The following is a 25,885-nucleotide window of genomic DNA, read 5'->3' on the forward strand; positions in this document are numbered from 1 at the left end:
CACTCGCCCTTGGCCGACCGCATCTGTCCGGCGGTGAGGAGCCGGGTGAGCCGTCCGTAGGCCTCGCGGTCGGACGGATAGACCAGCAGGCTGGGCGCGCCGTCGGCGAAGTCGAGGCGGCAGCCGGTGAGCGCGCGGACGGACGAGCCCTGCTTGCGCAGGTCCTCCTGCTGTCGCCAGGCGCGCACGACGCCGGCCAGGCTGTTGCGGTCGCAGATTCCCACCGCGTCCAGCCCCAGCGCCTGGGCGCCCACGACCAGCTCCCACGGATGCGAGGCGCCCTGCAGGAACGAGAAGTTCGAGGTGGCCTGCAGCTCGACGTAGCCGGTCATGGGGCCGCGCGCCGGCGCCGGACCAGGATGCGCAGAGGCGCGGCCGCGCATCTGCCCCCGCCGCGGAGTCCATGGGTCCCGGTCTTTGGCTGCGCCAAAACCGGGATGACAGGATGTGGAGGCCGCGTCACGGAAACAGCCCGTGGAGCCACCACTTCGCGGGCTCGCCGGCGTGGTAGAGGCCCGAGCGGAACAGCCAGAAGCGGCCGCCCTCGGCGTCCTCCACCCGGTAGTAGTCGCGCACGTGGCGGACCGAGACGTCGCCGATGTCCTGCTTCCACCATTCCTGGGCGATGCGCTCGGGCCCCTCCGCCCGTCGGATGCGGTGCAGGCGGCCGCGCCAGCGGAACTGGCTGGGCGGGTCGTCGGGGGTCAGCGCGATCACGGCCTCCAGCGGTTCGGGCTGGCGGAAGAGGCGCACGGGGCGCGGCGTCTCGCGGTCCCAGGGCCGGGCCTCGGCGGGCCTCTCCAGGGGCAGGTCGCGGCCGGCGGACAGCTCGGGCACATGGCTCTCGCGCGGGCGGACGCGGAACACCCGCGTGGGGCCGAGGCGGTTCACCAGCCGGTCCACGAGGGGCGCGAGGCCGTCCTCGACCGCGGGGTCCTGGCCCGCGTCCAGCCGCGCCTGCCGACCCGAGACCGCCTCGACGGCGTAGGCGCAGATCGTCACCGACTCCACGCCGAAGCCGGGATCGACCGTCTCGAGCTTGGGCTGGAAGAGCCGCGCGATGCGCTTCGCGTCACGGCCCGCCAGCGACAGGCCCACGGCCACGGACGGCGCCTTGCCGTCGACGCGGTGGAAGGCGACCTCGAAGCGCCGCGCGCCGCGGCCCTCCCGCTCCAGCCGCGCGCAGAGCTTCGCGGTCACGTCCTGCGTCACCCGGGCCATGTCCTCGGGCGCGCTGATCGGCTCGAAGAACGCCAGCCGCGCCACCCAGGGCGTCGGCGGGCGGCGGAAGGCCAGCGCCTCGGCGCCGCGGCCCAGGGCCTGGTCCAGCCGCTCCAGGACGTGGCGGCCGAACCGGCGGCCGAGCGGCGCGCGCGGGATCTCCATCAGCTGGCCCACCCGGCGCAGGCCCAGCCGGGCGATCTGGGCGGCCGCCTCGGGCTCGAGCCGCAGCGCCTGGGGCGGCAGGGGCGCGAGCAGCTCGCCCTGGCCGTTCGGCGGCGCGATGGTCCCGTCGGCGCCATGGTGGGCCAGGGCCCAGGCGGCCCCGGGCGTGTCGGCGATGGCGAGCCGGAACGGCAGGCCGTTGACCGCCAGGCGGCTCCGGAGGTCGTCCATCAGCTCGGCTTCGCCGCCCCAGAGATGCGCCACGCCCGAGATGTCGAGGAAGACCCCGTCCGGCGCGTCGGCCGCCGCCGCGGGCGAGAAGCGCACGCACCAGTCGACCAGCTCGCGCAGAGCCTGGGCGTCGGCCTGCGGCTCGGCGTCGGCGACCTGCAGCTCGGGGACCAGGGCGGCCGCGTCGGTCGCCTTCTGCCCCACGTGCAGTCCCAGCGCCGCGGCCTCGCAGGACACGGCCGCCAGCCGGCGCGCCTGCTTCACCGTCTCCACGAGCGCGAAGGGGGCAGGCGATGAGGACGTCCCGCCGGCGCCGGGCTGGGCCGCGTCAGGCCGCGCGGCGACGGTCTGCGGGTTGCGCCGGCGCCAGTTCGCGATCGCCCAGGCGGGCGACCAGGCGCAGAGGATGCGCGACATCGCCTGCCTCCCAGGAATAGGCCGCATCGGCCTCGAGGATCCATGCGCCGGGACGCCCCCCGCGGCAGCGCTCCAGCGCCACTTCGAACCGTGGGGCCCCCAGCCCGAACTCGCCCGGCGGCGGTTCCGATGGGGCGGACGCCACCCGCCAGCGACTGGCGGCCACCGAGCCGGCGCGTTCGACCTTGGCCGGCCCGCCGAACGGCCGGCGCTTGATGACGAAGCCCGTCGATCCGCGCCGCTCGCAGGCCAGCTGCAGCCGCCGGCCCGCCGTCAGGTCCACGGCCTCCACCTCGCCGAACACCGCCGCGACGCCCGCGGTGGCCAGCGCGTCCTCCATCACCGCCAGCACCTCGGCCTCGTCGCGGGCGCAAACCTGGATCAGGCGCTCGGGCGGAAAGCCCAGACCGTCGAGGCCCGGCGCCCAGAGGTCGTCGCGCCGGAAGACCCAGACCGCCTCGCCGCCCTTGGCGAGCGGAGCCGCCGCCAGGGCCGCGAACCCCGCCGGCGCCGCGGAGGTTTCGGCTTCCAGACCCGGCCCGACGATCTCGTGCCAGCGCCCCAGCGAGAGGCCGCCGCCCGGCAGGCAGCCGTCGATCTCGTTCGCTCCGAAAGGCAGCGCGCCGGCCGCCGCGCGCCCGCCCGTCTCGAGCGCCGCGACCTTCGCCCGGATCGCGGCGAGCTTCTGGCCGCGAAAATCGGACATGGCTTCGGGACTCCTTTTGTTCCACTTTCGTTCTAGGCCTGAGAACGCCGGAGTCAAGGCTCGGGTTCGAGGCCGCGGTCATCGAGATTCCCGTCCGGGGGATGTCGGCCTAGGCTCGCCGCGAGCGTCCTTGAGGTGGGAGGTTCCGCATGACCGACGCCATTCGACTGCTGATCGGGACGCGAAAGGGCGCCTGGATCTACGAGAGCCGCGACCGGGCGGCCTGGTCCGTGGAAGGCCCGCTGTTCCTGGGCCAGATCATCAACCACTTCGTCCAGGACCCGCGCGATCCCGGCGTCCTGCTGATGGCCGCCTCGACGGGCCACCTCGGGCCCACCATCCTGCGCTCGACCGACGGCGGGAAGAGCTGGACCGAGGCCAGGACGCCGCCGGCCTTCCCGAAGGGCGAACCGCACGGGCGTTCCGTGGACCACTCGTTCTGGCTGGAGCCCGGACACCCTTCCGAGCCCGGCGTCTGGTGGGCGGGCGTCTCCCCGCCGGCCCTCTTCCGCAGCGCGGACGGCGGCGACACCTGGGCGGGCGTCGACGGCCTGAACCAGCACCCCATGGTCCTGGAATGGTTCCCCCCGGAGGGCGGCACGCCGGACGGCGCGATCCTCAACCAGGTGGTGATCGACCCCCGCGACGCGCGGCACATGTACCTGGCCACGTGCTCGGCCGGCGTGCTCGAGACCCTGGACCAGGGCCGCACCTGGCGCCCGTTGAACCAGAACGTCCGCTGCGACTTCCTGCCCGACCCCTATCCGGAGTTCGGCCAGGACAGCCACTACATCGCGCTCGCGCCCACCGACCCCGATCGGATCTGGCAGCAGAACCATTGCGGGATCTATCGCCTGGACCGCCCCGGGGAGCGCTGGACGCGGATCGGCGAAGCCATGCCGCCGGACGTCGGCGACATCGGCTTCACCATCATCCCCCACGCCCGCGACCGCGACACCGCCTGGGTCTGGCCGATGGACGGGACCGAGGCCTGGCCGCGCACGAGCCCGGGCGGGCGACCCGCCGCCTACCGCACCCGCGACGGCGGCGCGTCCTGGGAGCGGCAGGACCGGGGCTTCCCCGCCGAGCAGGGCTGGTTCACCGTCAAGCGCCAGGCGTTCAGCGGCGACCGCGGCGACCCCATGGGGCTCTACATCGGCACGACGGGGGGCGAGATCTGGATGAGCGGCGACGAGGGCGCGAACTGGCGGCAGATCGCAGCCCATCTTCCCGAGATCTACTCGGTGACGGTCGCCACCGGCTCATGATCCGCGTCTCCATCCCCTCGCAGCTCATCGCCTACACGAACGGCGCGACCCGCGTGGAGGCCGAGGGGGCGTCCGTGGCCGAGGTGCTGGACGACCTGGACCGGCGCTTTCCCGGCCTGAAGTTCCGCGTGGTGGACGAGCAGGACCGCATCCGCCGGCACGTCCGGATCTTCGTCGGCCCGGAGGAGGCGAAGACCATGGACGTACCGGTCGGTACCGGCGCCGAAGTCCTGCTCTTCGGCGCCCTCAGCGGCGGCTAGAACTTCAGGACGCGGGCTTCCTTCACGTGCGGAAGGCCCTGGATCTTGGCCAGTAGCTTGCCGTCGGGCTCCTGGTCCACGCCCACCAGCGCGATCGCGTCGTCGCCCGCGTCGATGCGGCCCAGGTTGAAGGTGGCGATGTTCACGCCCGCCTCGCCCAGGAGGCCGCCCAGCGCGCCGATGAAGCCCGGCTTGTCCAGGTTGTTCACATAGAGCATGCGCGGCAGGAACGGGGCGTCGAGCTCCATGCCCTTCACCTCGACGATACGCGGCGCGCCGGCCATGACCGAGCCCGCGAACGAGCGCTTGCCCTTCTCGGTCTGGACGGTGATCCGCATCAGGCTCTCGTAGATCGGCGAGTCCTCCTGGCGGCTTTCCGAGACCGTGATGCCCCGCTCCTTCGCCACCGCCGGCGCCGAGACCATGTTGATCTCGGCCAGCATGGGACGCATCACGCCGGCCAGGGCGGCGGCGCTCATGGGCTTGGTGTTGAGCTTGGAGATCTCGCCCTCGAAGGCGATGTCCACGGCCTTGATCCCGTAGTCGAGCATCTGCCCGGCCAGCGAGCCCAGCTTCTCGGCCAGCGCCACGAACGGCTTCAGGCGCGGCGCCTCCTCGGCGGTGACCGAGGGGCTGTTCAGGGCGTTGGTGACGGCGCCGGTGAGCAGGTAGTCGCTGATCTGCTCGGCGACCTGCAGGGCCACGTTCTCCTGGGCCTCGTTGGTCGAGGCGCCGAGGTGCGGGGTGGCCACGAAGTTGGGCGCGCCGAACAGCACGTTCTCCTTCGCCGGCTCCTTCACGAAGACGTCGAAGGCCGCGCCGCCCACGTGCCCGCTCTCCAGCGCCGCGCGCAGGGCCTCCTCGTCGACGAGGCCGCCGCGGGCGCAGTTGATGATCATCACGCCCTTGCGGCACTTGGCGATGTTCTCGGCCGACAGGATGTTGCGGGTCTTGTCGGTCAGGGGCGTGTGCAGGGTGATGAAGTCGGCCCGCGCCAGCAGGTCGTCCAGTTCGACCTTCTCGACGCCCATCTCCACGGCACGCTCCTCCGAGAGGAAGGGGTCGTAGGCGATGACCTTCATCTTCAGGCCCAGCGCGCGGTCGGCGACGATGCCGCCGATGTTGCCGGCGCCGATCAGGCCCAGGGTCTTGGCGTAGAGCTCGACGCCCATGAACCGGCTCTTCTCCCACTTGCCCGCCTGGGTGGAGACGTCGGCGGCGGGAAGCTGGCGGGCCAGCGCGAACATCATGGCGATGGCGTGCTCGGCGGTAGTGATCGAGTTTCCGAACGGGGTGTTCATCACCACGACGCCGGCGGCGGTGGCGGCCGGGATGTCGATGTTGTCGACGCCGATCCCGGCGCGGCCGATCACCTTCAGGTTCTTGGCGGCGGCGATGACGTCCTTGTTGGGCTTGGTGTCCGAGCGGACGACGAGGCCGTCGTAGTCGCCGATGACGGCGATCAGCTCCTCCTTGGAGAGGCCGGTCTTGATGTCGGTGTCGACGCCGCGCTGGCGGAAGATGTCGACGGCGGCGGGGCTGAGGCTGTCGGCGATGAGAACGCGGGGCATGAGAGTGCTCCTGTGGAAGCGCGCTCCCGGCCGGGCCGGGAGGCTCGATGTCGATGGATGGAGGCCGCGCGGGCGGCTCAGGCGGCGAGGAGTTCGGCGGCGACGGAGGCGAAGGCCCAGTCGAGCCACGGCGTGAGCGCGTCCACGTCGGACGTCTCGACCGTGGCGCCGCACCAGATCCGCAGACCGGGCGGGGCGTCGCGGTAGCCGCCGATGTCGAGGGCGACGCCCTCCTTCTCGAGCAGCGAGGCCAGCTTCTTGGCGAAGTCGGCCTGGGCGTCGTCCGAGAGGCCGGCGATCCGGGGATCCACGACCTTCAGGCACACCGAGGTGTTGGACCGCGTGGCCGGATCCTCGGGCAGGAACTCCACCCAGGGGGTCTTGGCCACCCAGTCGGCCAGGATCGCCAGGTTCGCGTCGGCGCGGCGGCGCATCTCGGCCAGGCCGCCGATCGCCTCGGCCCACTTCAGGGCGTCGACGGCGTCCTCGACGCACAGCATGGACGGCGTGTTGATGGTCGAGCCCTCGAAGATCTCGAGGTTGACCTTGCCGCCCTTGGTCATGCGGAAGAGCTTCGGCATCGGCCACGCCGGCGTGTAGCTCTCCAGCCGCTCGACCGCGCGCGGGCCCAGGATCAGGACGCCGTGCGCGCCTTCCCCGCCCAGGGCCTTCTGCCAGGAGAAGGTCACCACATCGAGCTTGGCCCAGTCGAGCGCCTGGGCGAACGCCGCCGAGGTGGCGTCGCAGATGACGATCCCCTCGCGGTCGGCCGCGATGAAGTCGGCGTTCGGCACGCGGACGCCCGAGGTGGTGCCGTTCCAGGTGAAGACCAGGTCGGCGTCCCTGCGCACCTTGGCCAGGTCGGGCAGCCGGCCGTACGGCGCGGACAGGACCTCGGCCTCGATCTTGAGCTGCTTGGTGACGTCGGTCACCCAGTCCTTGCCGAAGCTCTCGAAGGCCAGGAGCTGGACCGGCTTCGGCCCCAGCATCGACCACATGGCCATCTCGACGGCGCCGGTGTCGGAGCCGGGCACGATGCCGATCAGGAAGTCGTCCGGGACCTGCAGCACGGCGCGCGTGCGGTCGATCGCTTCCTTCAGGCGCGCCTTGCCCAGCTTCGACCGGTGCGATCGGCCGAGGACGGCGTTGGCGAGCGTTTCGGGGTTCCATCCGGGGCGCTTGGCGCACGGGCCGGACGAAAATTCAGGGCGAGCCGGGCGCATGGCCGGCTTCGGCAGGGTGTTCACAGCGATGTCTCCTATCCTCGCAGATAGGCAGCGCCCCGTTGGGAGGGCGTGGCCCGCGGGCCAAAAGCCTCGGTTTGCGCCGCGGCGCAAGCGAAAGTTCGTTCACGAAACCTGAAGCGCGGCCATTTGCGCCCAGCGCCGCCCGCGGCGGGGTGGCGGCGGCTGCGACGATGTGATCCAAGCCGGCATGCAATCGCGCGCGGGCTTCGACTGGGCGGTGATGGCCCTGCTCGTGGCCATCTGGGGGTCCGGCTTCGCCTTCCTGAAGGTGGCGACCGAGCACATCGATCCGCTCTGGACGTCGGCCATCCGCACGGGCGTGGCGACGCTGACGCTCGCCGTGGCCCTGGTCGTGAAGGGCGATCGGTTGCCGCCGCTCCGGCACCCGGCCTGGCGGGCCTACCTGTTCCTGGGCGCGGTCGGCATGGCGATCCCGCTGGGCTTCTTCGCCTATGCGTCGCAGCGCACGCCCAGCGCGGTGGTGGCCATCTGCAACGGCGCCTCGCCCATCTTCACCGGCGTGCTCGCCCACATCTTCCTGGCGGGCGATCGCCTGACGCCGAGCAAGACGCTGGGGATCGCGATCGGCTTCGCGGGCCTCGTGGCCCTGGTCGCGCCGCGCCTCGCGGCGGGCGCGTCCGTCGAGGCGCTGGCGCTGTCGGCGGCGCTGTTCGGATCGCTGCTGTACGCGATCGCCAACGTGGCCACGCGCACGGCGCCGCATGTGTCGGCCTCGGTGGGCGCGCTGATGATGGTGGGGTGGGCGTTCGTGGTCGCCATCGGCCTGGCGGCGGCGTTCGAGGCGCCGCCGGCCTGGCCCATCCCGACGCCGTCGCTGGCCGCCGTGCTCGTCCTGGGCGCGGTGTCGACCGGCCTTTCGAACATCGGCTACGTGTTCCTCGTCCAGCGGCGAGGGCCGCTGTTCATGTCGATGTCGATCTATCTCGCCCCCTGCATCGCCACGGCCCTGGGGATGGCGATGCTGGGCGAGCGGCCCGGATGGCCGGCGTTCGTGGCGCTGGGCCTGATCCTTCTGGGCGTCGCGCTGGCGACGATGACGCCACGGTGGCCGGCGCGGTCGTGAGTGCGGAGCGCGGCCCACGTCCCCGCGCCGTCCTCCGCGGGCGGCGTCAGGCCGCTTCCTGCTGCGCCAGCTGGGTCGAGCGTGCGCGGGCGCGCCGGACGCGCGCGCGCCAGGAGGTCGCCGTGCCGATGATCAGGCACCACACGACCCCGTTCCAGTTGATGTTGTTGATGAGCGCGATCCAGTAGTCGACCGGCCGCTCCATCACGATCAGGTAGGAATGCAGGGCGAACTGCGCGGCGTAGAAGAGCATGGCGCCGCCCATCCAGGGCGCGCCGAAGCGGAGGGTGATCGCCAGCAGGGCCAGCGCGGCCAGGCCGTCGTTGCCCAGGCGGACGACCTCCCCGAGGTCGGCGAGGTGCCGGCCGGCGAGATAGCCGACGGCTACGTTGACGATCACGACGCCTGCGGCCAGGCGTTCGGCGGCGCCGCCCTTCCAGAAGGCGAAGATCCCGGCGAAAACCGAGAAAGCCTGAAGGGCCAGGTAGAGCAGATGCCCGGACATGATCAAGCGCCCCTAATGCACACCAGGGGCGCCCAACCAGTTAAAGTCTTGCAACGATCGGTCGAGCGACCGGCCTAGCGGCCGATCAGCCGACCTCGCGCATGGTCGTGACGGAGTGGTCGACCGCTTGCGGCGGCTTTTCCATGTTGTCCATCTTCGTGCGGATGCCGAGGCGGAGCTTGGCCTCGTTGAGCTCGGTGTGGACAGCGACCATGGCCGTGCGAGCTTCGCTCAGCGCCTTGATGGCTTCCATCATCTTGACCTGCACGTCGTCGGCGAAGACCAGCGACGCGTTCACGTCCTTGCGGGCCTTCAGCATTTCGCTGAGCAGCTCGGCGGCCTCAACCATAGCACCGTCCACCGCCGCTTCGGTGGTGAACAGCTTCTTGGCCACACGCTGGGCCACGAAGACCTTTTCCATTGATTGCACCCCTAGAGTTGACCCGACACCCGTTAAGGTAAAGCAGAGGTTACCGCACACGCAACCGATTCAGTGGTTGTTAACCATAATTTTGCCCGCACAGGGTTGTGCCGTGGCCGAAATGGCACAGCTTTGCCGCCATTGGCGGGGCGGGGCGGCGCCCACGCTGGGTTGCAGTTTGGCCCACGGAAGCGAAGCGTTAGGACTCGGCGCGCTAAGACGGGCGCGTCATGCCGGGCCTCTGGGACAACCCGAACGATAGCGCCGAGCGCGCCGCCGCGCCCACGGCGACGTTCCATGCCCGTGTCGCCGGGGTCGGGCTCATCACCACCGTGGTGGTGCTCGTGGCGGCGTGCCTGACCTTCATGCTGCAGCAGTGGGCCGTGGCCCGCACGCAGTCGCATCGCTTCCACGAGGAACTCGCCGAGATCACGGCTCAGGTGGCCGCGCCGTCGGTCGCCTCGCCTGACCCGCGGGCGCTGGCGGCCGCGCTTGCGACCCTGAAAGTCAGCAAGGACGTGATCTCGGCCACCGTCGTGGACGCGGAAGGCCGCCGGCTCGCGGCGATCGCCACCCGCCCGCCCCCCGAGGGCGGCGCCACGGAGGTCATCACGCGCACGGTGACGCTCGCGGGCAAGCCTGCGGGGCAGGTCAGCGTGACCGTCGAGCAGCCGTCCCTGGCGCCCATGCTGCCGCAGTTCATCGCGCTGACGTTCGTCCTGCTGTTCGGCGGCGTCGGCGTGGCCCTGTTCCTTGCGCGAAGCCTCGCGCACAACGTCATTCGCCCGGTCCAGGCGCTCTCGCAGGGCATGCACGAGGTGGCGGCGACCGGCAGCTTCACGCCCGTCCCGGTCGACGCCTCGGACGAGCTGTTCCAGAGCCTCACCGAGAGCTTCAACCACCTTCTGGCGAAGCTCGCCGAGCGGGAGGACGACCTCAAGGCCGCCATGCGCGAGCTGGAGGTGGCGCGAGACGCCGCCAACGCCGCCAATGTGCTGAAGACGCAGTTCCTGGCCAACATGAGCCACGAGATCCGCACGCCGCTGAACGGCGTTCTGGCCATGGCCGAGGTCATGTCGATGGGCGACCTGGCGCCCGTGCAGCGCGACCGCCTCGACGTGATCCGCCGGTCCGGCGGCCTTCTCCTCGCGGTGCTGAACGACGTCCTCGACCTGTCCAAGATCGAGGCCGGCAAGCTCACGCTGTTCGAAGAGGATTTCGATATCGAGGCCGCCGTGGACGCCGTGCGCGACAACTTCGTCGTGATGGCCGAGGCCAAGAGCCTGGACTTCCAGGTCGAGGTCGCCGACGGCGCGAAGGGCTGGTGGCGCGGCGACGCCGACCGCCTGCGGCAGATCATGGGCAACCTGCTGTCCAACGCCGTGAAGTTCACCCCGTCCGGCGCCGTGTCGCTCCAGGTCGACGTGGCGGCGTCGGGCGGCCTCAGGCTGACGGTCAAGGACACCGGCGTCGGCATCTCGCCCGAGAAGCTGCCCAACCTGTTCGAGAAGTTCACCCAGGCCGACAACTCCGCCACCCGCCGCTTCGGCGGCACAGGCCTCGGCCTCGCGATCTGCCGCGAGCTGACCCAGATGATGGGCGGCTCCATCGAGGTGGAGAGCCAGGAAGGCCACGGCTCGACGTTCATCGTCGAGGCGCCGCTGGCGCGCGGCGGACCGGCGGCGTCCCAGGCGTCCGACTCCGGACCGGGCTCCGAAGACGCCAACCTCCGCATCCTCGCGGCCGAGGACAACCCGACCAACCAGCAGGTCCTCGCCGCAGTCCTGGGCTCGCTGGGCATCGAGGTGCACATCGTTCCCGACGGCAAGGAAGCCGTGGAGGCGTGGCGCACCGGGACCTACGACCTGATCCTGATGGACATCCAGATGCCGGTGATGGACGGCATCGCCGCAGCCGCCGGCATCCGGGCGGCCGAGCGGTCGAGCGGCCGCCGCCGCACGCCGATCGTGGCGCTGACGGCCAACGCCCTCAGCCATCAGGTCGAGGAGTACCTGGCCGTCGGCATGGACGCGCACGTCGCCAAGCCCATCGAGATCGCCAAGCTGTACGACGCCATTTCCTGCGTCCTGAACGCCGCCGCCACCGACGGCGTGTCCCCCAGCCAGGCCGGCGTCGCCGCCTGACAGGCTCGTCATCTAGGTGAACCTGAGCCAACCGCGCGGCTCAGAACCACTTCAGGCGGTCCGTGTTCTTTTGGCTCCATCGAAGGCCGGCTCCTCAGCCGACCACGGATCGGAGGACCCGAAACATGAAGACGATCGCTCTCACCGCCCTGGCCGCCGCCGCCGCCGTCGCCACGGTCGCCGCCCCCGCCGCCGCGCAGCCGTACGGCCGCGACCATCACCGCTACGAGGCGGACCGCTACGGCGCGGACCGCGGCGACTACAACCTGAACAAGCGGCAGAACCACCTGCAGAACTCGATCGAGCGCGGCGTCCGCCTCGGCAGCCTGACGCGCTGGGAAGCCCGCCGCCTGCAGGCCGAGTTCAACGAGGTCGCGCGGCTGGAGGCCCGCTACCGCTACAACGGCCTCTCGAACTGGGAACGGTCGGACCTCGACCGCCGCTTCGACCGGCTGGAGCGTCAGATCCAGCTGGCGCGCAGCGACACCGACCGTCGCAACTACTCGCGCCGCTAATCGCGCGGCAGCGTTGTTCTAGCCCAAGGAAGGCGCCCCCGGACCCCCGGGGGCGCCTTTTCGCATCAGAGCCGCAGCCGGCTCTCGACCACCGTCACGGCGCGCCCGCGGATCAGCACGCGGTCTCCGCGATGCTCACACTGCAGGTCTCCGCCGCGACCCGGGTAGGCCTGGTGGAAGCGAACCGTCGCCCGCCCCAGGCGGGTGGAGAACAGCGGGCTCAGGATGCAGTGCAGCGACCCCGTCGCGGGGTCCTCGGGGATTCCTGAGCCAGGGGCAAAGAAGCGGTCGACGACATCGTACGGGGCGTCCTTGCCGGCGACCGCCGCCACGCCCACGTTGCCGCGTCCGCCGGTGGCCGCGCTCGAGACGGCATTCAGCGCCGCCAGGTCGGGTCTGAGGCCCCGCACCGTCGCTTCCTCGTCGAACACCGCGACGAGATACGGACCCGCCCAGACCTCCGCTGGCGTGGCGCCCAGCGCCTCGGACAGGCCGTCCGGGACGTCGGTCCGCACCGGCGGCTGGGCCGGAAAGTCCATCTCGTAGCCGTCGCCCCGGCGGGCGACCGTCAGCGGCCCCGAAGCCGTGTCGAAGACGAGGCGGTCCGCCGTCAGGCCCAGTTCGGCCAGCAGCACATGCCCGGACGCCAGCGTCGCGTGCCCGCAGAGCGGCACCTCCAGAAGCGGCGTGAACCAGCGCAGACCGAAGCGCGCCGGATCCGGCGTCCGCAGCAGGAACGCCGTTTCGGCCTGGTTGTTCTCGGCCGCGAGCGCCTGCATCCAGGCCGGGTCGGGCCAGGCCTCGAAGGGCTCGACCACGCAGGCGGGGTTGCCGCGAAACGGGGCGGACGCAAAGGCGTCGGCGGTCCACTGGCGCACGGGGGCCTCCTTCGGTTGGCGCCTCGCACTTGCGGCGGCGGCCGCGCCTCGGCAAGGGCCAGTTCCGCGCCGCCGGACCGGGCCGCAGCCGCCCGGCCCGTCGCGCACCCTCAGGGGCTCGAGGCCGTTACATGCCCATGGACACGATCGAAGACCTGGAACGGCGCGCCGCCGAGGCCGAGGCGGCCGGCGACGTGGAGACGGCCGAGCTGCTGCGCGAGGCGATCGGACGGCTCCGCAGCGGCGATTCCGCCCTGCGCGAGCAGGCGCCGGGGAAGATGGGACTCGGATCCAGCCAGGAACGCTATGCCGCCGCCGACCGGCGACAGGGCCTGCCGAAGCGGCCCGACCCGCTGACGCGCGGCCACAGGCCCGGCGGGCGCCGCCGCAGCTGATTCCGGCTACGGCGCCGCCGAGACCAGGATTTCGCGCTTGCCGGCGTGGTTCGCGGGGCCGACGACGCCTTCCTGCTCCATGCGCTCGATGAGCGAGGCGGCGCGGTTGTAGCCGATCTGCAGGCGGCGCTGGATGTAGCTGGTCGAGGCCTTGCCGTCGCGGGTGACCACGGCGACCGCCCGGTCGTAGAGGTCGTTGCCGTCCCCGTCGCCGCCGCCGTAACCGCCCCCGTCGCCGTCGCCGTCCTCGTCGTCGCCGCCGGCGGTGACCTCGTCGAGGTAAGCGGGCTGGCCCTGGTCGCGCAGGAACCTGGCCACGGCCTCGACCTCGCCGTCCGACACGAACGGGCCGTGCAGGCGCGTGATGCGGCCGCCGCCGGCCATGTAGAGCATGTCGCCCTGGCCCAGCAGTTGCTCGGCGCCCTGCTCGCCCAGGATGGTCCGGCTGTCGATCTTCGAGGTGACCTGGAAGCTGATCCGCGTCGGGAAGTTGGCCTTGATGGTGCCGGTGATCACGTCCACGGAGGGGCGCTGGGTGGCCATGATCAGGTGGATGCCGGCCGCGCGCGCCATCTGCGCCAGGCGCTGGACGGCGCCTTCGATGTCCTTGCCGGCCACCATCATCAGGTCGGCCACCTCGTCGATGATGACCACGAGGTACGGCATCGGCTCGGGCCGGATCTTCTCGCTCTCGAAGATGGGCCGGCCGGCGTCGTCGAACCCGGTCTGCACCGTGCGCTCGAAATGCTCGCCCTTGGCGATGGCCTCGCGGGCCCGCTCGTTGAACGAGGCGATGTTGCGCACGCCGATCTTCGACATGCGGCGGTAGCGGTCCTCCATCTCGCGCACGGTCCACTTCAGCGCGACGATGGCCTTCTTGGGATCGGTGACGACGGGCGCCAGCAGGTGCGGGATGCCGTCGTAGACCGACAGCTCCAGCATCTTGGGATCGATCATGATCAGCCGGCACTGCTCGGGCGGCAGCCGGTAGAGGATCGACAGGATCATGGCGTTGACGCCCACCGACTTGCCCGAGCCGGTGGTCCCCGCGATCAGCAGGTGGGGCATCTTGGCGAGGTCGGCGATGTAGGGCTCGCCGCCGATCGTCTCGCCCAGCACCACCGGCACCACCTGGCCGCCGCGCTCGTACTCGGGCGCGGCCAGGAGCTCGCGCAGGTAGACCGTCTCGCGCCGCTGGTTCGGCAGCTCGATCCCGATGGCGTTGCGCCCGGAGACCACCGAGACGCGGCAGGCGGCGACGCTCATGGAGCGCGCGATGTCGTCGGCGAGCGCCACGACGCGGGCCGACTTCACGCCGGCGGCAGGAACCAGCTCGTAGAGCGTGACCACGGGGCCGGGCCGGATCTGGTCCACCTGGCCGCGGACGCCGAACTCGGCCAGCACGCTCTCGAGCAGCTGGGCGTTCTGGCGCAGGGCGCCCTCGTCGTACTGCGCGGCGCGGGCGGGCGCCTTGGTGAGCATGGACAACTCGGGCAGCTGGAAGCCGCCCTCCTGGGCGAAGGCGAAGGTGGCCTGCGCCTCCTTGACCTCGCGGGCGCTCTCCTTGGGCGGGGCCTTCGGGGCCTTGACGGTGAGGGTGGGCGCATCCGCGGCGGCCTCGGGCTCGTCGTCGGCCGCCGCTTCGGGAACGACCGGCGGAGCCGCGGCGCGGTCGCGGCGGGCCACCTTGGCGGCCGCCGACGGCTCGGGACGGGCCGCCTTCAGCTTCGGCTTGGGGGTGAGCGCGTGCGAGAGCCAGTCGGCGACCCCGCGCGCGTCCAGTCGGGAAAGGCCCAGGCTGTAGCCGTAGGCCACGGCCCCGGCGAGGCTCAGGACCAGTCCCGCGATGAGGCCGCCCTGGGGAATCCGGGCGTAGCCGATCAGGCCCGACAGGCCGGCCAGGAGCGAGTCGCCCCAGAACCCGCCCAGCCCCTTGGCCAGCGGCCAGGCGGCCGGGACCGGCGCCCAGGCCAGCGCGCCGGCCAGCATCAGCACGCCGAGGGTCCCGATGGCGGCGCGCAGGCGCAAGCGGGCGCGCGAGGCGTCGGGGTCCGGATCGGCGACGCGGGACAGGCCGACCGTCACGATCAGGAGCGCCAGCAGGCCGGCGGCCACGCCCAGCGACTGCACTCCGATGTCGGCCAGCACCGCGCCGCCGCCGCCGAGGGCGTTCGTCGGCTGAAGGGGGCTTGCGGCGTTCAGGCTCGGATCCGCCGCGTTGTAGGTGGCGAAGGCCGCGGCCAGGGCCACGCCGAACGCCGCGGTCACGCCGCCGCGAAGGCGCGCGGTCGCGGGATGCCGCCAGGTGAGACTGCCGATGTGGAGCGCCAGCTCCCAGCCGGTCTTTCGCGCCACCCGCGCCATCGAATCCCCACGCTCCGAACTGCCGAACACCCCTTTCTGCCGCCGCGACCGTTAATCGCGCGTTTACCGTGATCGCGCCGCGGCCGGACGGGCTTCCGCATGGCGGGCCGGCGCATTAGGGTCCGCGCCATGTCCTGGTCGATGCCCCGTCCCGTCCTGCAGCTCGTGGCGACCGCCCTCGTCGTGGCGTGCCTCGGCGCCTTCGCGCTGGGCGTGTTCACCGCGCCGGCCCGCGGCCGCCTGCCCGGCGACGGTCCCGTGGGCAAGAGCGCGGCCGTGCTGCAGGCCCAGGAGGCCACGCCGCTCATCGACGAGAGGATCGGCGGCGCGCCGACGCCCGAGGAGCTCACGCCCGAGGAGCAGGCCGCGCTCGAGGCCGAGGAGAAGGCCAAGGCCGAAGCCGCCGCCCTGGCCAAGGCCGAGGCCGAGAAGGGCGCTCCGGCCGGCCCGGAAGCCGCGGCGGCCGTGACGCCCGCGCCGCCGCCCGCGGTGGTCGAGGCGGCGCCCGCGCCGACGCCGCCGCCGAAGGTGGAAGAGCCGGTGTTCTAGGCGGCGCAGCGCCGCTCCGCCGCCCGCGCGCCTACACGCCGTTCTTCTTGAAGAAGGCCAGCATCTTGCCCCAGGCGTCCTCGGCCGCCTCCTTGTTGTACGAGGGCCGGTAGTCGGCGTGGAATCCGTGCTGGGCCCCGGGGTAGACGATGATGTCGCTGCCGGTCTTGCCCGCGGCCGCGAGCGCCGCCTTCATCTTCTCGACGTCCGTGAGCGGGATGCCGTTGTCCTTCTCGCCGTAGAGGCCGAGCACCGGCGCCTTCAGTTCGGGCGCGAGGTCGAGCGGATTGCGGTTGGAGGCGTCCCCCGGCGACATCCCGGACGTGAGCCGGCCGTACCACGCGACGCCGCACCTGAACTCGGCGAAGCGGGCGCAGGCCTCCCAGGTCACCGCGCCGCCCCAGCAGTAGCCGGTGACGGCCACCCGCTTCGCGTCCGCGAAGGACTGCGCCTTGAGCCAGTCGAGCGCGGCCTTGATGTCGCCGGTCACCTGGGCGTCCGTGGCGGTGGCCACGATCTTCATGATCGCGGGGAAGTCGGTGAGCTTCGACGGATCGCCCGCGCGGACGAAGAAGTCGGGCGCGATCACCACATAGCCGGCCTTGGCGAGGCGCCGGCAGGTGTCGCGGATGTACTCGTGCAGCCCGAACACCTCCGAGATCAGCACCACGCAGGGGAACCGTCCGTTGCGGGCGGGACGGGCGACGAAGGCGGGGATCTCGCGATCGGCCGCCTTGATCGTCAGCTCGCTCTGCACGAGGTTCGTCCCGTCGGTCCTGATCGGCTCCGCCTGGGCGGACCAGGCGGCGACGGCGTAGCCGCCGGTCAGCGCCAGGGTCAGGCCGCGGCGCGACAGGTGCAGGTCCTCGGGGCGCGTGCCGTCCGGGCGGGTTAGGGTGACCATGGCGTTTCCTCCAGCATTGGGGCCGTCGCCGGCGCCGGTCGGCGGCCCGGACCACGCAGGGCCATCAGGGGCCCGCCGGGAGTTGATGGGTTTCGACGTCGAACATCAAGGCCGACCGCCATGAGCCTGCGCATGAAACCCCTGGCCGTCCGCCGCCTCACCGCCGGCGAGCGGGCGCTCGGCGCGGAGGTGTTCGGCGAGGCGCTGGATACGGACCGCGTGAGGATCCTCGCGCTGCCCGCCTGGAACCGCGCGTTCGTGACGGGGACGCGGCTGGTGGTGTGGCCGGCCGCCACGGCGCCCCTCGACTTCACCGACGAGCCGCTCCGCCGGCAGGCCGTGTTCGTCCACGAGCTCACGCACGTCTGGCAGGCGCAGCGGGGCGTGGTGCTGCTCTTGGCGAAGATCAAGGCGGGCGACGGCGCGGCGGCCTACGCCTACGACCTGGAGCGCGGGCCGGCGTTCGCGCGGCTGAACATCGAGCAACAGGCCATGGTCGTGGAGCACGCCTTCATCGCCTCGCGGGGCGGCGAGACGCCGCACCCGGCCGAGCTCTACGCCGCAGCCGCCGCGAACTGGCGGGGCGTCGCATGACAAGCCCCTGTCGAGATTGGGGCTTTGCCCTTGCAGGGCCCCCGAGTTTCCCCATATCCGCTCTCGACACCGGCCTTCGCCCGAAGCAGGGCCGGACGGGACGTAGTCGAACCGGGGGCGTCGCTATTCTCGGGCGCTTCATCAGAAGGCCCACCCGCGGCGTCCGCCAACAGGAGCGAGCAGACGACTGATGAGCAAGATTATCGGCATCGACCTCGGCACGACCAATTCGTGCGTGGCCATCATGGACGGCAAGACGCCGAAAGTGATCGAGAACGCCGAAGGCGCGCGGACCACGCCCTCGGTGGTCGCCTTCCAGGATGACGGCGAGCGCCTCGTGGGCCAGCCCGCCAAGCGCCAGGCGGTCACCAACCCCTCCAACACCCTCTTCGCGATCAAGCGCCTGATCGGCCGCAACTTCGACGACCCCGTGGTGTCGAAGGACAAGGGGATGGTGCCCTATGACATCGTCAAGGGTCCGACCGGCGACGCGTGGGTCAAGGCCCAGGGCAAGGACTACTCGCCCCAGCAGGTGTCGGCTTTCATCCTGCAGAAGATGAAGGAAGCCGCCGAGCAGCACCTCGGCGAGAAGGTCGAGAAGGCGGTGATCACCGTCCCGGCCTACTTCAACGACGCTCAGCGCCAGGCCACCAAGGACGCCGGCAAGATCGCCGGCCTGGAAGTCCTGCGCATCATCAACGAGCCGACGGCGGCCGCGCTGGCCTACGGCCTCGAGAAGAACGACGGCAAGAAGATCGCGGTCTACGACCTGGGCGGCGGCACCTTCGACGTCTCGATCCTGGAGATCGGCGACGGCGTCTTCGAGGTGAAGTCGACCAACGGCGACACCTTCCTGGGCGGCGAGGACTTCGACCTGCGGCTCGTCGACTACCTGGCCGACGAGTTCAAGAAGGAGCAGTCGGTCGACCTGCGGAAGGACAAGCTGGCCCTCCAGCGCCTGAAGGAAGAGGCCGAGAAGGCGAAGAAAGAGCTGTCCAGCGTCACCCAGTACGAGGTGAACCTGCCCTTCATCAGCATGAACGCCTCGGGTCCGCTGCACCTCAACATCAAGCTGTCGCGCGCCAAGCTCGAGGCGCTCGTCGAGGACCTGATCCAGAAGACCGTCGGCCCCTGCGAGCAGGCGCTGAAGGACGCGGGCCTGAAGAAGTCCGACATCGACGAGGTGATCCTGGTCGGCGGCATGACCCGCATGCCCAAGGTCGTGGAGACGGTGAAGGCGTTCTTCGGGCGCGAGCCGCACAAGGGCGTGAACCCCGACGAGGTCGTGGCGCTGGGCGCCGCCGTGCAGGCGGGCGTCCTGGCCGGCGACGTCAAGGACGTGCTGCTGCTCGACGTGACCCCGCTGACGCTGGGCATCGAGACGCTGGGCGGCGTGTTCACCCCCCTGATCGAGCGCAACACCACGATCCCCACCAAGCGCAGCCAGACCTTCTCGACCGCGGACGACAACCAGTCGGCCGTGACGATCCGGGTCTTCCAGGGCGAACGCCCGATGGCGCAGGACAACAAGCTGCTGGGCCAGTTCGATCTGGTCGGCATCCCGCCTGCCCCGCGCGGCGTGCCGCAGGTCGAGGTCACCTTCGACATCGACGCCAACGGCATCGTCCACGTCACCGCCCGCGACAAGGCGACCAGCAAGGAGCAGTCGATCCGCATCCAGGCCAACGGCGGCCTCTCGGATTCGGACATCGAGGCCATGGTCAAGGAAGCCGAGTCCAACAAGGCCGACGACGAGAAGCGCAGGGCGGCCGTCGAGGCCAAGAACCAGGCCGACGCGGTCATCCACTCGACCGAGAAGGCGCTCGCCGAGCATGGCGACAAGGTGGGCGAGGCCGACCGGTCCGCCATCCAGTCGGCGCTCGACGACCTGAAGGGCTCGCTGGAGGGCGGCGACGCCGAGGCGATCTCGGCGAAGACCCAGACCCTCATCCAGGCTTCGATGAAGCTGGGCGAGGCCATGTACAAGGCCCAGCAGGGCGACGACGGCGGCAGCGCCGACGGCGCCTCGTCCCAGGGCGGCTCCTCTGACGACGTGGTCGACGCGGAGTTCGAGGAAGTCGACGGCGACGGCAAGAAGTCGGCGTGACAACGCGCCCCATGGCGTCCGGACCTGCCTCACGGCATGAAGGCGTCATTGGGGTCGTCGCCGCCGCCTTCGCGGTTGCTGAAGCAACAGGTTCCCCCGCCCGCTCGGTCTTGCTAAGCCTTGCAGCCGGGCGGGGGGCCACCCACTTCAATTCACACCAGTTTTCGAGCGCCTGACGACTCATGCGGGACTATTACGAGATCCTGGGCGTGGAGCGCGGCTGCGACGAGGCCGCGCTGAAGTCCGCCTTCCGCAAGCAGGCGATGGAGCACCATCCCGACCGCAATGGCGGATGCGAGGATGCGGCCAGCCGGTTCAAGGAGATCAACGAGGCCTACTCGGTCCTCTCCGATCCCCAGAAGCGCGCCGCCTACGACCGCTTCGGCCACGCCGGCGTCAACGGCCAGGGGGGCATGGGCGGCGGCCAGTTCCACGACGTGGGCGACATCTTCAACGAGGTGTTCGGCGACGTCTTCGGCGACATGTTCGGCGGGCGGGGCCGGCAGGCGCGCGGTGGTCCGGCGCGAGGCAACGACCTGCGCTACGACCTGGAGATCACCCTCGAGCAGGCCTATGCCGGCTCCGAGGTCGAGATCACCGTCCCCGTGACCATGACCTGCGAGCCCTGCGAGGGCTCGGGCGCCAAGCCCGGCACCAGCCCGACCACCTGCACCACCTGCCACGGGGCCGGCCGCGTGCGGGCCAGCCAGGGCTTCTTCTCCATCGAACGCACGTGCCCCCGCTGCGGCGGCTCGGGCCGCATGGTGATGGATCCGTGCGTCGAGTGCCGCGGCGCCGGACAGATCCGCAAGACCCGGACCCTGGCGGTGCGGATCCCCGCGGGCGTTGACGACGGCGCGCGCATCCGCCTGGCCGGCGAGGGCGATGCGGGCCTGCGCGGCGGGCCGCGCGGCGACCTCTACATCTTCGTCTCGGTGAAGCCGCACGAGCTATTCGAGCGCGATGGCCTCGACCTGTTGTGCACCGTGCCCGTGCCGATGTGCACCGCGGCGCTGGGCGGCGAGATCGAGGCGCCGTGCCTGATGGGCGGCGCGGACTGCGACGGCGCCTGCAAGATCGAGGTCAAGGTCCCCGAGGGCGCCCAGACCGGCCGCACGGTTCGCGTGAAGGGCCGCGGCATGCCGTCGCTGCGCGGGCCGCAGCGGGGCGACCTGGTGGTCGAGCTGTTCGTCGAGACGCCCACCCACCTGACCGCGCGCCAGAAGGAACTGATGCGCGAGCTCGCCGGCCTCTGCGGCGAGCAGCAGCACCCGAAGGCGGCCGGCTTCACCGGCAAGGCCCGGAAGTTCTGGGACAGCGTCCTGGGCCAGGCCTAGGGTCCGCATCCAATACCCGCCCATCCCGGCGAAGGCCGGGATCCAGATGGAATGGCTCAGACGCGGGTTCCGCAGGCTCGGAGCCCCTCCAACCACGACCTCGCACCAGGATCTGGGTCCCGGCATTCGCCGGGACGGTCGGAAGCCGTTGAGATCGCGAGCTGCGCGACGACCCCTCCCGCGCCGCGGGAGAGGACGCGAAGCCCCCTACTTTTTCGGCCGGTACGCCACCAGCACATTGCCCGCCGTCTGGCCGAAGCTCGCGTAGCCCGAGGGCACGAACAGCATGCCGTCGCCGGCGAACGGCCCGGCCGCGTCGATCGAGCCGCCCTTGCCGTCGATCCCGTTCACGGTCTTGAACGGAACGGCCGTGTCGTGCGTGGCGAGCAGCTTGCCGGTCGCCGCCTCGAACACGTGGAACCGGCCGTCGAGGCTGCCGGCGATCACCGCCCCGTCCACCACCAGCGGCGGCGCCGAGAGTCCGTGCCGGATCGCGCAGCCCGCCACGCGGGTCATGCGCTCGCCGGAGCAGTCGGGCGTCGACTTCCACGACCAGGCGAGCTTGCCGCTGGCGATGTCGATGGCGTAGAGGCCCGCCGCGTTCAGCGGGGCCGGAACGCCCGGATCCGAGATCGGCGCGAAGACGCGCACGCCGTCGGTGGCGATGCCCCAGTGGACGCCGCCCAGGGCCGAGCCCTTGCCGAACTGGTGGCGCCACACCTTCCTGCCGGTGGCCGCGTCGACCGCCCAGACCTCGCCCGACTTCTGGCCGCCCAGTACGAGGCTCTTGCCCCTGCCCTTCCACAGGAGCGGCCCGCCGCCGAAATCGTGGTCGAGGAGCACGCTGCCCTCGCCGGCGAAGAAGCAGTTGGGGTTGATCTTCTGGCCGGGCTTCGGCGCGCCGATGGGGCAGGCCATGTGCCAGATGTCGTTGGCGAGCGCCTGGAACACCCACTTCGTCTTGCCGGTCTTCAGGTCGATGGCGACGAGGGAGTCGGTGGTGCCCGGGTCGGGCGGCGAGGTGCCCTCCCCCGTCGAGGTGTAGGCCACGCCCGCCTTCAGGTCGACCGAGGGGCTGGACCAGATCGGGGCGCCCGAGGGCCCGAACATCTCGACGCCGGCCGAGTTCTTGCGGCCCAGCGGCTTGGCGTCGGGCATGGTGTGCCAGGTCCAAAGCAGCTTGCCGTCCGTGGCGCTGACGGCCGCCACCGCCCCATGCGTCTTGCAGCATTCGTAGCCCTGCCGCATCGCCAGGCCGACGTCGGCGGCCGAGATCGGGACCAGGATGCGATCGCCCGCGAAGAGCGGCGTGCCCGACAGCGGGACCTGCTTGTCGTGCCGCGGATCGACCCGCCACAGCACCTTGCCGTCGCGGGCGTCGAAGGCGGTGAGGTGACCGCTGTTGTCGCCGCCCACCAGCGCCCAGGGCCCGTTCGGACCCAGCCGGCCGTAGGCGAGGCTGGCGCGCAGGTTCGACGGCGTCTGGACGGCCCACTTCACGCAGCCGGTCCGGGTGTCGAGCGCCAGCAGGTGCCCGGCCTGGCCGGCCGGGTAGAACAGCGTGGACCCGACCACGACGCCCTGCCCCCGGAGGCCCGAGGTGCGCGGCAGGGCCAGCGCCCAGGCGACTTCGAGGTTGGCCGCGTCGCGGGTGTTGAACCCCGCCTGCGCGGCCGTCATCCGCCGGGAGTTGTCGGTGTCGACGCCGAAGCCCACCTGGGCGGCCCTGGCCGAGAGGTCGACGGCGCGCTTGTCCTCGGCGCACCGATTGCCGTCGAGCCAGGCCGTGCCGACCGGCCCCTCGGGCGCGGCGAGATAGGCGACCACGTCGCGGATCTGGCGGCGATCCATGCCGTCGCCGATCGGCTTCATCACGCCGGTGGTGAGCGCCGCGGCGATCTGCTGGGCGCTCATCTTGCGCAGGGCGCTGAACGCGGGCGTGCGGCTGCCGGCCTCGGGCGCGTTGTGGCAGGCGGCGCAGAGCTGGTCGTAGACCGCCTTGCCCGGCGGCTCGAACCCGTCGGTGGCCTGCGCCTGCGCCAGGCCCGCGAGGCCCATGCCCGCCAGCACCGCCGCCACGGCGGCCACCCCCGCCCCAGCCAGAGGTTTCCAGACGCCCATTGCCGTTTCCCCAACTCTTCTTGGCGCGGAAGCTAGCGTCCCGGACATGCGTCAGGATTGCCCGCCTGAAATCACCGTACCGGTTTGCGGCCGCGCGCCCTTTCGGCTAGAGACACGCCTCCGCTGAAGACGCACCCGTAGCTCAGCTGGATAGAGCGTTGCCCTCCGAAGGCAAAGGTCACACGTTCGAATCGTGTCGGGTGCGCCAGCGAAAACAGCGAGTTAGCGTATCCGGACGCGCAACGCCCGTGGCCTTGGTCACCACCTAGTCACCACCACGAGCCTGAACGAGCCACGCTGTTCACATCTGTGCGAGCCTGGAAGCCTTCACGGAAGGTCGCGTTCTCGGCCCCGAGTTGAAGCCAGTTTGCGACCTACGCAGACATCCCCACAGCGATCGGACGCGCCCACAGTGGACGTTCGCTTCAGCGCAGACGAGCAAGGAAGAACTTGGTGATCACGGCGTAGGCCTCGCGCGCTTCCGGCACACGCGAGTCGTAGAAGAAGGCGTGGCGGCCCCCCTCCCAGACGTGCAGGCGCGCGTCGACGCCGGAGGCGACCAGACGGCTGTGAAGGTTGACCGCGCTGCTCATGGCGAAGTCGCGCGTGCCTACGATCACCAGTGTTGGCGGAAAGCGCTTTAGGGTGGCCGGATCGGAGGCGGGATAGGCGACCACATCGCCTGCCCGGGCCGTCCGCATGTAGCCCAGGCGCGGACCGCCTGCACCGGGGGAACTGGCCGGAGCCTCGCCGTCACCCAGAAGCATGCCGAGGATGCGCGAGTCGCCGCTCATGGAGGCGTCGCCTCCGGCGCAGAAGACCCCGGCGGCAGCGGGAGTGGGCAGGCCGCGCTTCTGGAACCAAGCCAGCGACTGGGCCGTCAGGAGGCCTCCGGCCGAGCAGCCATACAAGCCGATCCTGCGGGCTGGGGTGGTCTTCAGAATTTCGCGATAGACCGCCTCGACGTCCTGGCTAGCCTCGGGGAACTGGGCCTTGGGCGCGAGCCGGTAGTCGATGCTGATCACCCGCAGGCCGCTAAGCGCCGCCACCGGAATCGACTCCAACCCGCCGCACTCGGTGAAGCAGCCGACGAAGCCACCCCCGTGGACGTTGATCAGCACCGGCGCCCTCGGGGCTCCGCCGAGCGGCTCATAGATCCGCACGGGCACGCCGCCCATGGTGGCGTCTCGGATAGTCACCGGATACGCGGTCTTGGTCCGCTCCAGGCGCGGACCGAAAAGAGCGGCGTTGAACCCATCGACTTGACGACCCGCCAAGCCGCGCTCGGTCAGGATGTGCTCAACACGCGACTCGTTGCCCTCACGGCTCATCAGCGGCGAGCTGGGGATCTCCAATGCCGGCAGATGGGTCGTTCCATCTGGCGTTACAGCGACGGGCGCGGCCTGCGCCGTCGTGACGAACAAGGCGGCGATCAGGCTGGAGACGACGCGGTTCACGGCTCGACCTTCTGCGTGCCAGGCGCGTTGCCGCGCGCGCCGGGGATCAACCGATCGGCGGCCAGGACCAGGGCCGGCACCACGGCGGCGACATACATGTTGTCGATGCCGTAGGGGTTGCCCAAGAGGTACCAGGCGGTGGTCGCCACGCCGCTTGCGACCAGCGACGCCACAGCTGTTCGCGGGGAGCCCAGCCAGGGCAGGTAGACGCCCAGGCACGCCACAATCGCGATCGAAAGGCGCAGCGCCCGCGTGAAGAACGACAGCTCCAGGATATGCGGCGTGAAAAACACGCAGAGCAAAGGCAGCATGCCCACCGCCAGCGCGACCAAGCGCGTCGCGCGCAACTCGCCCTCGGGACTCGGCTTTCGCCAGGGCACGTAGAAGTCTTTCATCACGAGTGCTGTCGTCGCGAGCGCGACCGTGCTCACACTCACGAGGACCGAGGCGACCAGCGAGACGGTGACCACCGACGCCAGCGCCGGGGACATCTTCTCGATGAACACCGGCAGAGCGTAGAGGCTGTCCTGCGTCGGGTAGAGGTAGCGGGCCGCCACGCCAATGAAGCCCAGGGCAAACCCCAGCGGAAGGCAGAGCAGAGCGGCAAAGAGGACCGACCCCCGGGCCGCGAGCTCGTTCCTGTTCGAAGCGATGGCCTGGATGATGTACTGGGTCGAGAAGATCGCGCCCACGGTGCCCACGATCCAGGCGAAGATCTTGTTCGGGCCGACCATCCCCTCTACCGTGAAATACTCAGGCGGCAAGGTGTTGCGGATCGGTTCCAGGCCACCGCTCAGGGCGGCTGCGACCGCCACCAGGATGGCGATCCCGGCCAGCTTCACGAGGCTGTGGAGGATCGTCACGTAGGCGATGCTCTTGAGCCCTCCGAAGACGTAGTAGACCGCGCTGAAAGCCGCGATGATGAAGGTCGACACCGTCAGGTTGGTGTGGATTGCCGAGCTGAGCGCCGCCGCGCCGCTGACGTAGTTCCCGACGTTCACGAGCAGGAGCGCGTAGATCATGATGATCGAGACGACGATGCGCGCACCGTTGCCGTACCGCTGCTCGACGATGCCCGAGATGGTGTGCTGTTCCGTGCGATAGACCTTCCGGGCGAACAAGAGGCCCAGCAAGAGGAAGCCGATAGCGGCGGCGTGAACGGACCACCCGGCCGCCATGCCCTTCTCGAACGCCTCCTGAGCGGTCCCGACCGTCGACTTCGCGCCGATGAACTCCGACATGAGCAGGATGCCGATGACGACGGCCGGCAAGGCCTTCGAGCCCACCATGAACTGCGCGCTCGTGCGGCTCCGCAGCGCATAGGCGAGGACGCTCGTCAGCAGGATGTAGACGATCACCGACCCGGCAATGATCAGCTCGCGGCTTGTCAGGGCGCCCATGTTTTCTCCCATGTCCCTGTGAGG

At 70.9% G+C, this 25,885-nt stretch carries 22 protein-coding genes, 1 tRNA gene and 1 pseudogene; 11 read left to right on the forward strand and 13 right to left on the reverse strand.

The features are described 5' to 3' along the window. The 3 genes from JNK30_RS09835 to JNK30_RS09845 all read right to left on the reverse strand — a co-directional run. On the reverse strand, positions 1–332 hold a 332-nt coding region (locus tag JNK30_RS09835; RefSeq protein ID WP_367118741.1), incomplete at its 3' end, for a PHP domain-containing protein. Positions 333–459: 127 nt separating this feature from the next. Then, positions 460–2,034: a DUF6504 family protein gene (locus tag JNK30_RS09840; RefSeq protein ID WP_293482060.1), complete on the reverse strand. Its 1,575-nt coding sequence runs from the start codon at positions 2,032–2,034 to the stop codon at positions 460–462. Then, entirely contained in the window at positions 1,946–2,740 is a 795-nt protein-coding gene (locus tag JNK30_RS09845) for a protein imuA (RefSeq protein ID WP_293482061.1), read from the reverse strand. Before JNK30_RS09845 ends, JNK30_RS09840 begins: the two co-directional genes overlap by 89 nt. A gap of 149 nt (positions 2,741–2,889) precedes the next feature. On the opposite strand from JNK30_RS09845, the gene JNK30_RS09850 reads away from it, so the two are divergent. Continuing rightward, positions 2,890–4,008, forward strand: coding sequence for a glycosyl hydrolase (locus JNK30_RS09850; protein WP_293482062.1), 1,119 nt, complete (start codon positions 2,890–2,892; stop codon positions 4,006–4,008). After that, a complete protein-coding gene (locus JNK30_RS09855; RefSeq protein WP_293482063.1) occupies positions 4,005–4,268 on the forward strand; it encodes a MoaD/ThiS family protein in 264 nt (87 codons plus the stop codon). The genes JNK30_RS09850 and JNK30_RS09855 overlap by 4 nt, the downstream gene beginning before the upstream one ends. Here JNK30_RS09855 and serA read toward each other — a convergent pair. Together serA and JNK30_RS09865 are read right to left on the reverse strand one after the other, a co-directional pair. Continuing rightward, entirely contained in the window at positions 4,265–5,839 is a 1,575-nt protein-coding gene (serA, locus tag JNK30_RS09860; RefSeq protein WP_293482064.1) for a phosphoglycerate dehydrogenase, read from the reverse strand. The two genes, JNK30_RS09855 and serA, sit on opposite strands and share 4 nt — an antisense overlap. 77 nt (positions 5,840–5,916) lie before the next feature. Continuing rightward, positions 5,917–7,086, reverse strand: coding sequence for a phosphoserine transaminase (locus JNK30_RS09865; protein WP_293482065.1), 1,170 nt, complete (start codon positions 7,084–7,086; stop codon positions 5,917–5,919). Positions 7,087–7,273: 187 nt separating this feature from the next. On the opposite strand from JNK30_RS09865, the gene JNK30_RS09870 reads away from it, so the two are divergent. Beyond that, on the forward strand, positions 7,274–8,170 hold the full coding sequence (locus JNK30_RS09870; protein ID WP_293482066.1) for a DMT family transporter: 897 nt from the start codon (positions 7,274–7,276) through the stop codon (positions 8,168–8,170). Positions 8,171–8,216: 46 nt separating this feature from the next. On the opposite strand, the gene JNK30_RS09875 is transcribed toward JNK30_RS09870, so the two are convergent. Next, entirely contained in the window at positions 8,217–8,675 is a 459-nt protein-coding gene (locus JNK30_RS09875) for a hypothetical protein (protein WP_293482067.1), read from the reverse strand. 85 nt (positions 8,676–8,760) lie between these two features. Further along, positions 8,761–9,096: a hypothetical protein gene (locus tag JNK30_RS09880; protein WP_293482068.1), complete on the reverse strand. Its 336-nt coding sequence runs from the start codon at positions 9,094–9,096 to the stop codon at positions 8,761–8,763. A gap of 230 nt (positions 9,097–9,326) precedes the next feature. Here JNK30_RS09880 and JNK30_RS09885 point away from each other — a divergent pair, with 230 nt between their 5' ends. Further along, entirely contained in the window at positions 9,327–11,240 is a 1,914-nt protein-coding gene (locus JNK30_RS09885) for an ATP-binding protein (protein WP_293482069.1), read from the forward strand. Between the two features lie 125 nt (positions 11,241–11,365). Then, on the forward strand, positions 11,366–11,755 hold the full coding sequence (locus tag JNK30_RS09890; RefSeq protein ID WP_293482070.1) for a hypothetical protein: 390 nt from the start codon (positions 11,366–11,368) through the stop codon (positions 11,753–11,755). A gap of 65 nt (positions 11,756–11,820) precedes the next feature. Here JNK30_RS09890 and JNK30_RS09895 read toward each other — a convergent pair whose 3' ends face one another. Continuing rightward, positions 11,821–12,633: a PhzF family phenazine biosynthesis protein gene (locus JNK30_RS09895; protein WP_293482071.1), complete on the reverse strand. Its 813-nt coding sequence runs from the start codon at positions 12,631–12,633 to the stop codon at positions 11,821–11,823. Positions 12,634–12,770: 137 nt separating this feature from the next. Here JNK30_RS09895 and JNK30_RS09900 point away from each other — a divergent pair, with 137 nt between their 5' ends. Beyond that, entirely contained in the window at positions 12,771–13,028 is a 258-nt protein-coding gene (locus JNK30_RS09900) for a hypothetical protein (RefSeq protein ID WP_293482072.1), read from the forward strand. 6 nt (positions 13,029–13,034) lie between these two features. Here the strand turns inward: JNK30_RS09900 and JNK30_RS09905 are convergent, their stop codons facing one another. After that, positions 13,035–15,392 (reverse strand): DNA translocase FtsK, encoded by a 2,358-nt coding sequence (locus tag JNK30_RS09905; protein WP_293482073.1) that lies wholly within the window; start codon positions 15,390–15,392, stop codon positions 13,035–13,037. A gap of 141 nt (positions 15,393–15,533) precedes the next feature. Here JNK30_RS09905 and JNK30_RS09910 point away from each other — a divergent pair, with 141 nt between their 5' ends. Then, positions 15,534–15,941 carry a hypothetical protein gene (locus JNK30_RS09910; RefSeq protein WP_293482074.1) on the forward strand — a complete coding sequence of 136 codons (408 nt, stop codon included), beginning with the start codon at positions 15,534–15,536 and terminating at the stop codon, positions 15,939–15,941. 31 nt (positions 15,942–15,972) lie between these two features. Here JNK30_RS09910 and JNK30_RS09915 read toward each other — a convergent pair whose 3' ends face one another. Continuing rightward, complete coding sequence (locus JNK30_RS09915) at positions 15,973–16,845, reverse strand: dienelactone hydrolase family protein (protein ID WP_293482075.1); 873 nt, start codon at positions 16,843–16,845, stop codon at positions 15,973–15,975. A 132-nt stretch (positions 16,846–16,977) separates the two neighbouring features. Between JNK30_RS09915 and JNK30_RS09920 the strand changes: the two genes are divergently transcribed. The 3 genes and pseudogenes from JNK30_RS09920 to dnaJ all read left to right on the forward strand — a co-directional run bounded on the left by JNK30_RS09920 (position 16,978) and on the right by dnaJ (position 20,883). Next, positions 16,978–17,439, forward strand: coding sequence for a hypothetical protein (locus JNK30_RS09920; RefSeq protein WP_293482076.1), 462 nt, complete (start codon positions 16,978–16,980; stop codon positions 17,437–17,439). A gap of 148 nt (positions 17,440–17,587) precedes the next feature. Beyond that, positions 17,588–19,546, forward strand: a pseudogene (dnaK, locus tag JNK30_RS09925) (molecular chaperone DnaK); the annotation flags it as partial. Between the two features lie 182 nt (positions 19,547–19,728). Then, positions 19,729–20,883, forward strand: a complete 1,155-nt coding sequence (dnaJ, locus tag JNK30_RS09930) for a molecular chaperone DnaJ (RefSeq protein WP_293482077.1) — start codon at positions 19,729–19,731, stop codon at positions 20,881–20,883. A gap of 207 nt (positions 20,884–21,090) precedes the next feature. Here the strand turns inward: dnaJ and JNK30_RS09935 are convergent, their stop codons facing one another. Next, the gene (locus JNK30_RS09935) at positions 21,091–23,004 is read right to left on the reverse strand and encodes a PQQ-binding-like beta-propeller repeat protein (protein WP_293482078.1); all 1,914 of its coding nucleotides are present in this window, start codon (positions 23,002–23,004) and stop codon (positions 21,091–21,093) included. Between the two features lie 131 nt (positions 23,005–23,135). Here JNK30_RS09935 and JNK30_RS09940 point away from each other — a divergent pair. Continuing rightward, positions 23,136–23,212, forward strand: a tRNA-Arg gene (locus tag JNK30_RS09940). A gap of 217 nt (positions 23,213–23,429) precedes the next feature. On the opposite strand, the gene JNK30_RS09945 is transcribed toward JNK30_RS09940, so the two are convergent. Next, positions 23,430–24,461, reverse strand: coding sequence for an alpha/beta hydrolase (locus tag JNK30_RS09945; protein WP_293482079.1), 1,032 nt, complete (start codon positions 24,459–24,461; stop codon positions 23,430–23,432). After that, a complete protein-coding gene (locus JNK30_RS09950) occupies positions 24,458–25,861 on the reverse strand; it encodes a sodium:solute symporter family protein (protein ID WP_293482080.1) in 1,404 nt (467 codons plus the stop codon). The genes JNK30_RS09945 and JNK30_RS09950 overlap by 4 nt, the downstream gene beginning before the upstream one ends. Positions 25,862–25,885: the final 24 nt, after the last annotated feature.

The sequence above is a fragment of the Phenylobacterium sp. genome, from assembly GCF_016793225.1.
In the GTDB taxonomy this organism is placed as follows: Bacteria; Pseudomonadota; Alphaproteobacteria; order Caulobacterales; family Caulobacteraceae; genus Phenylobacterium.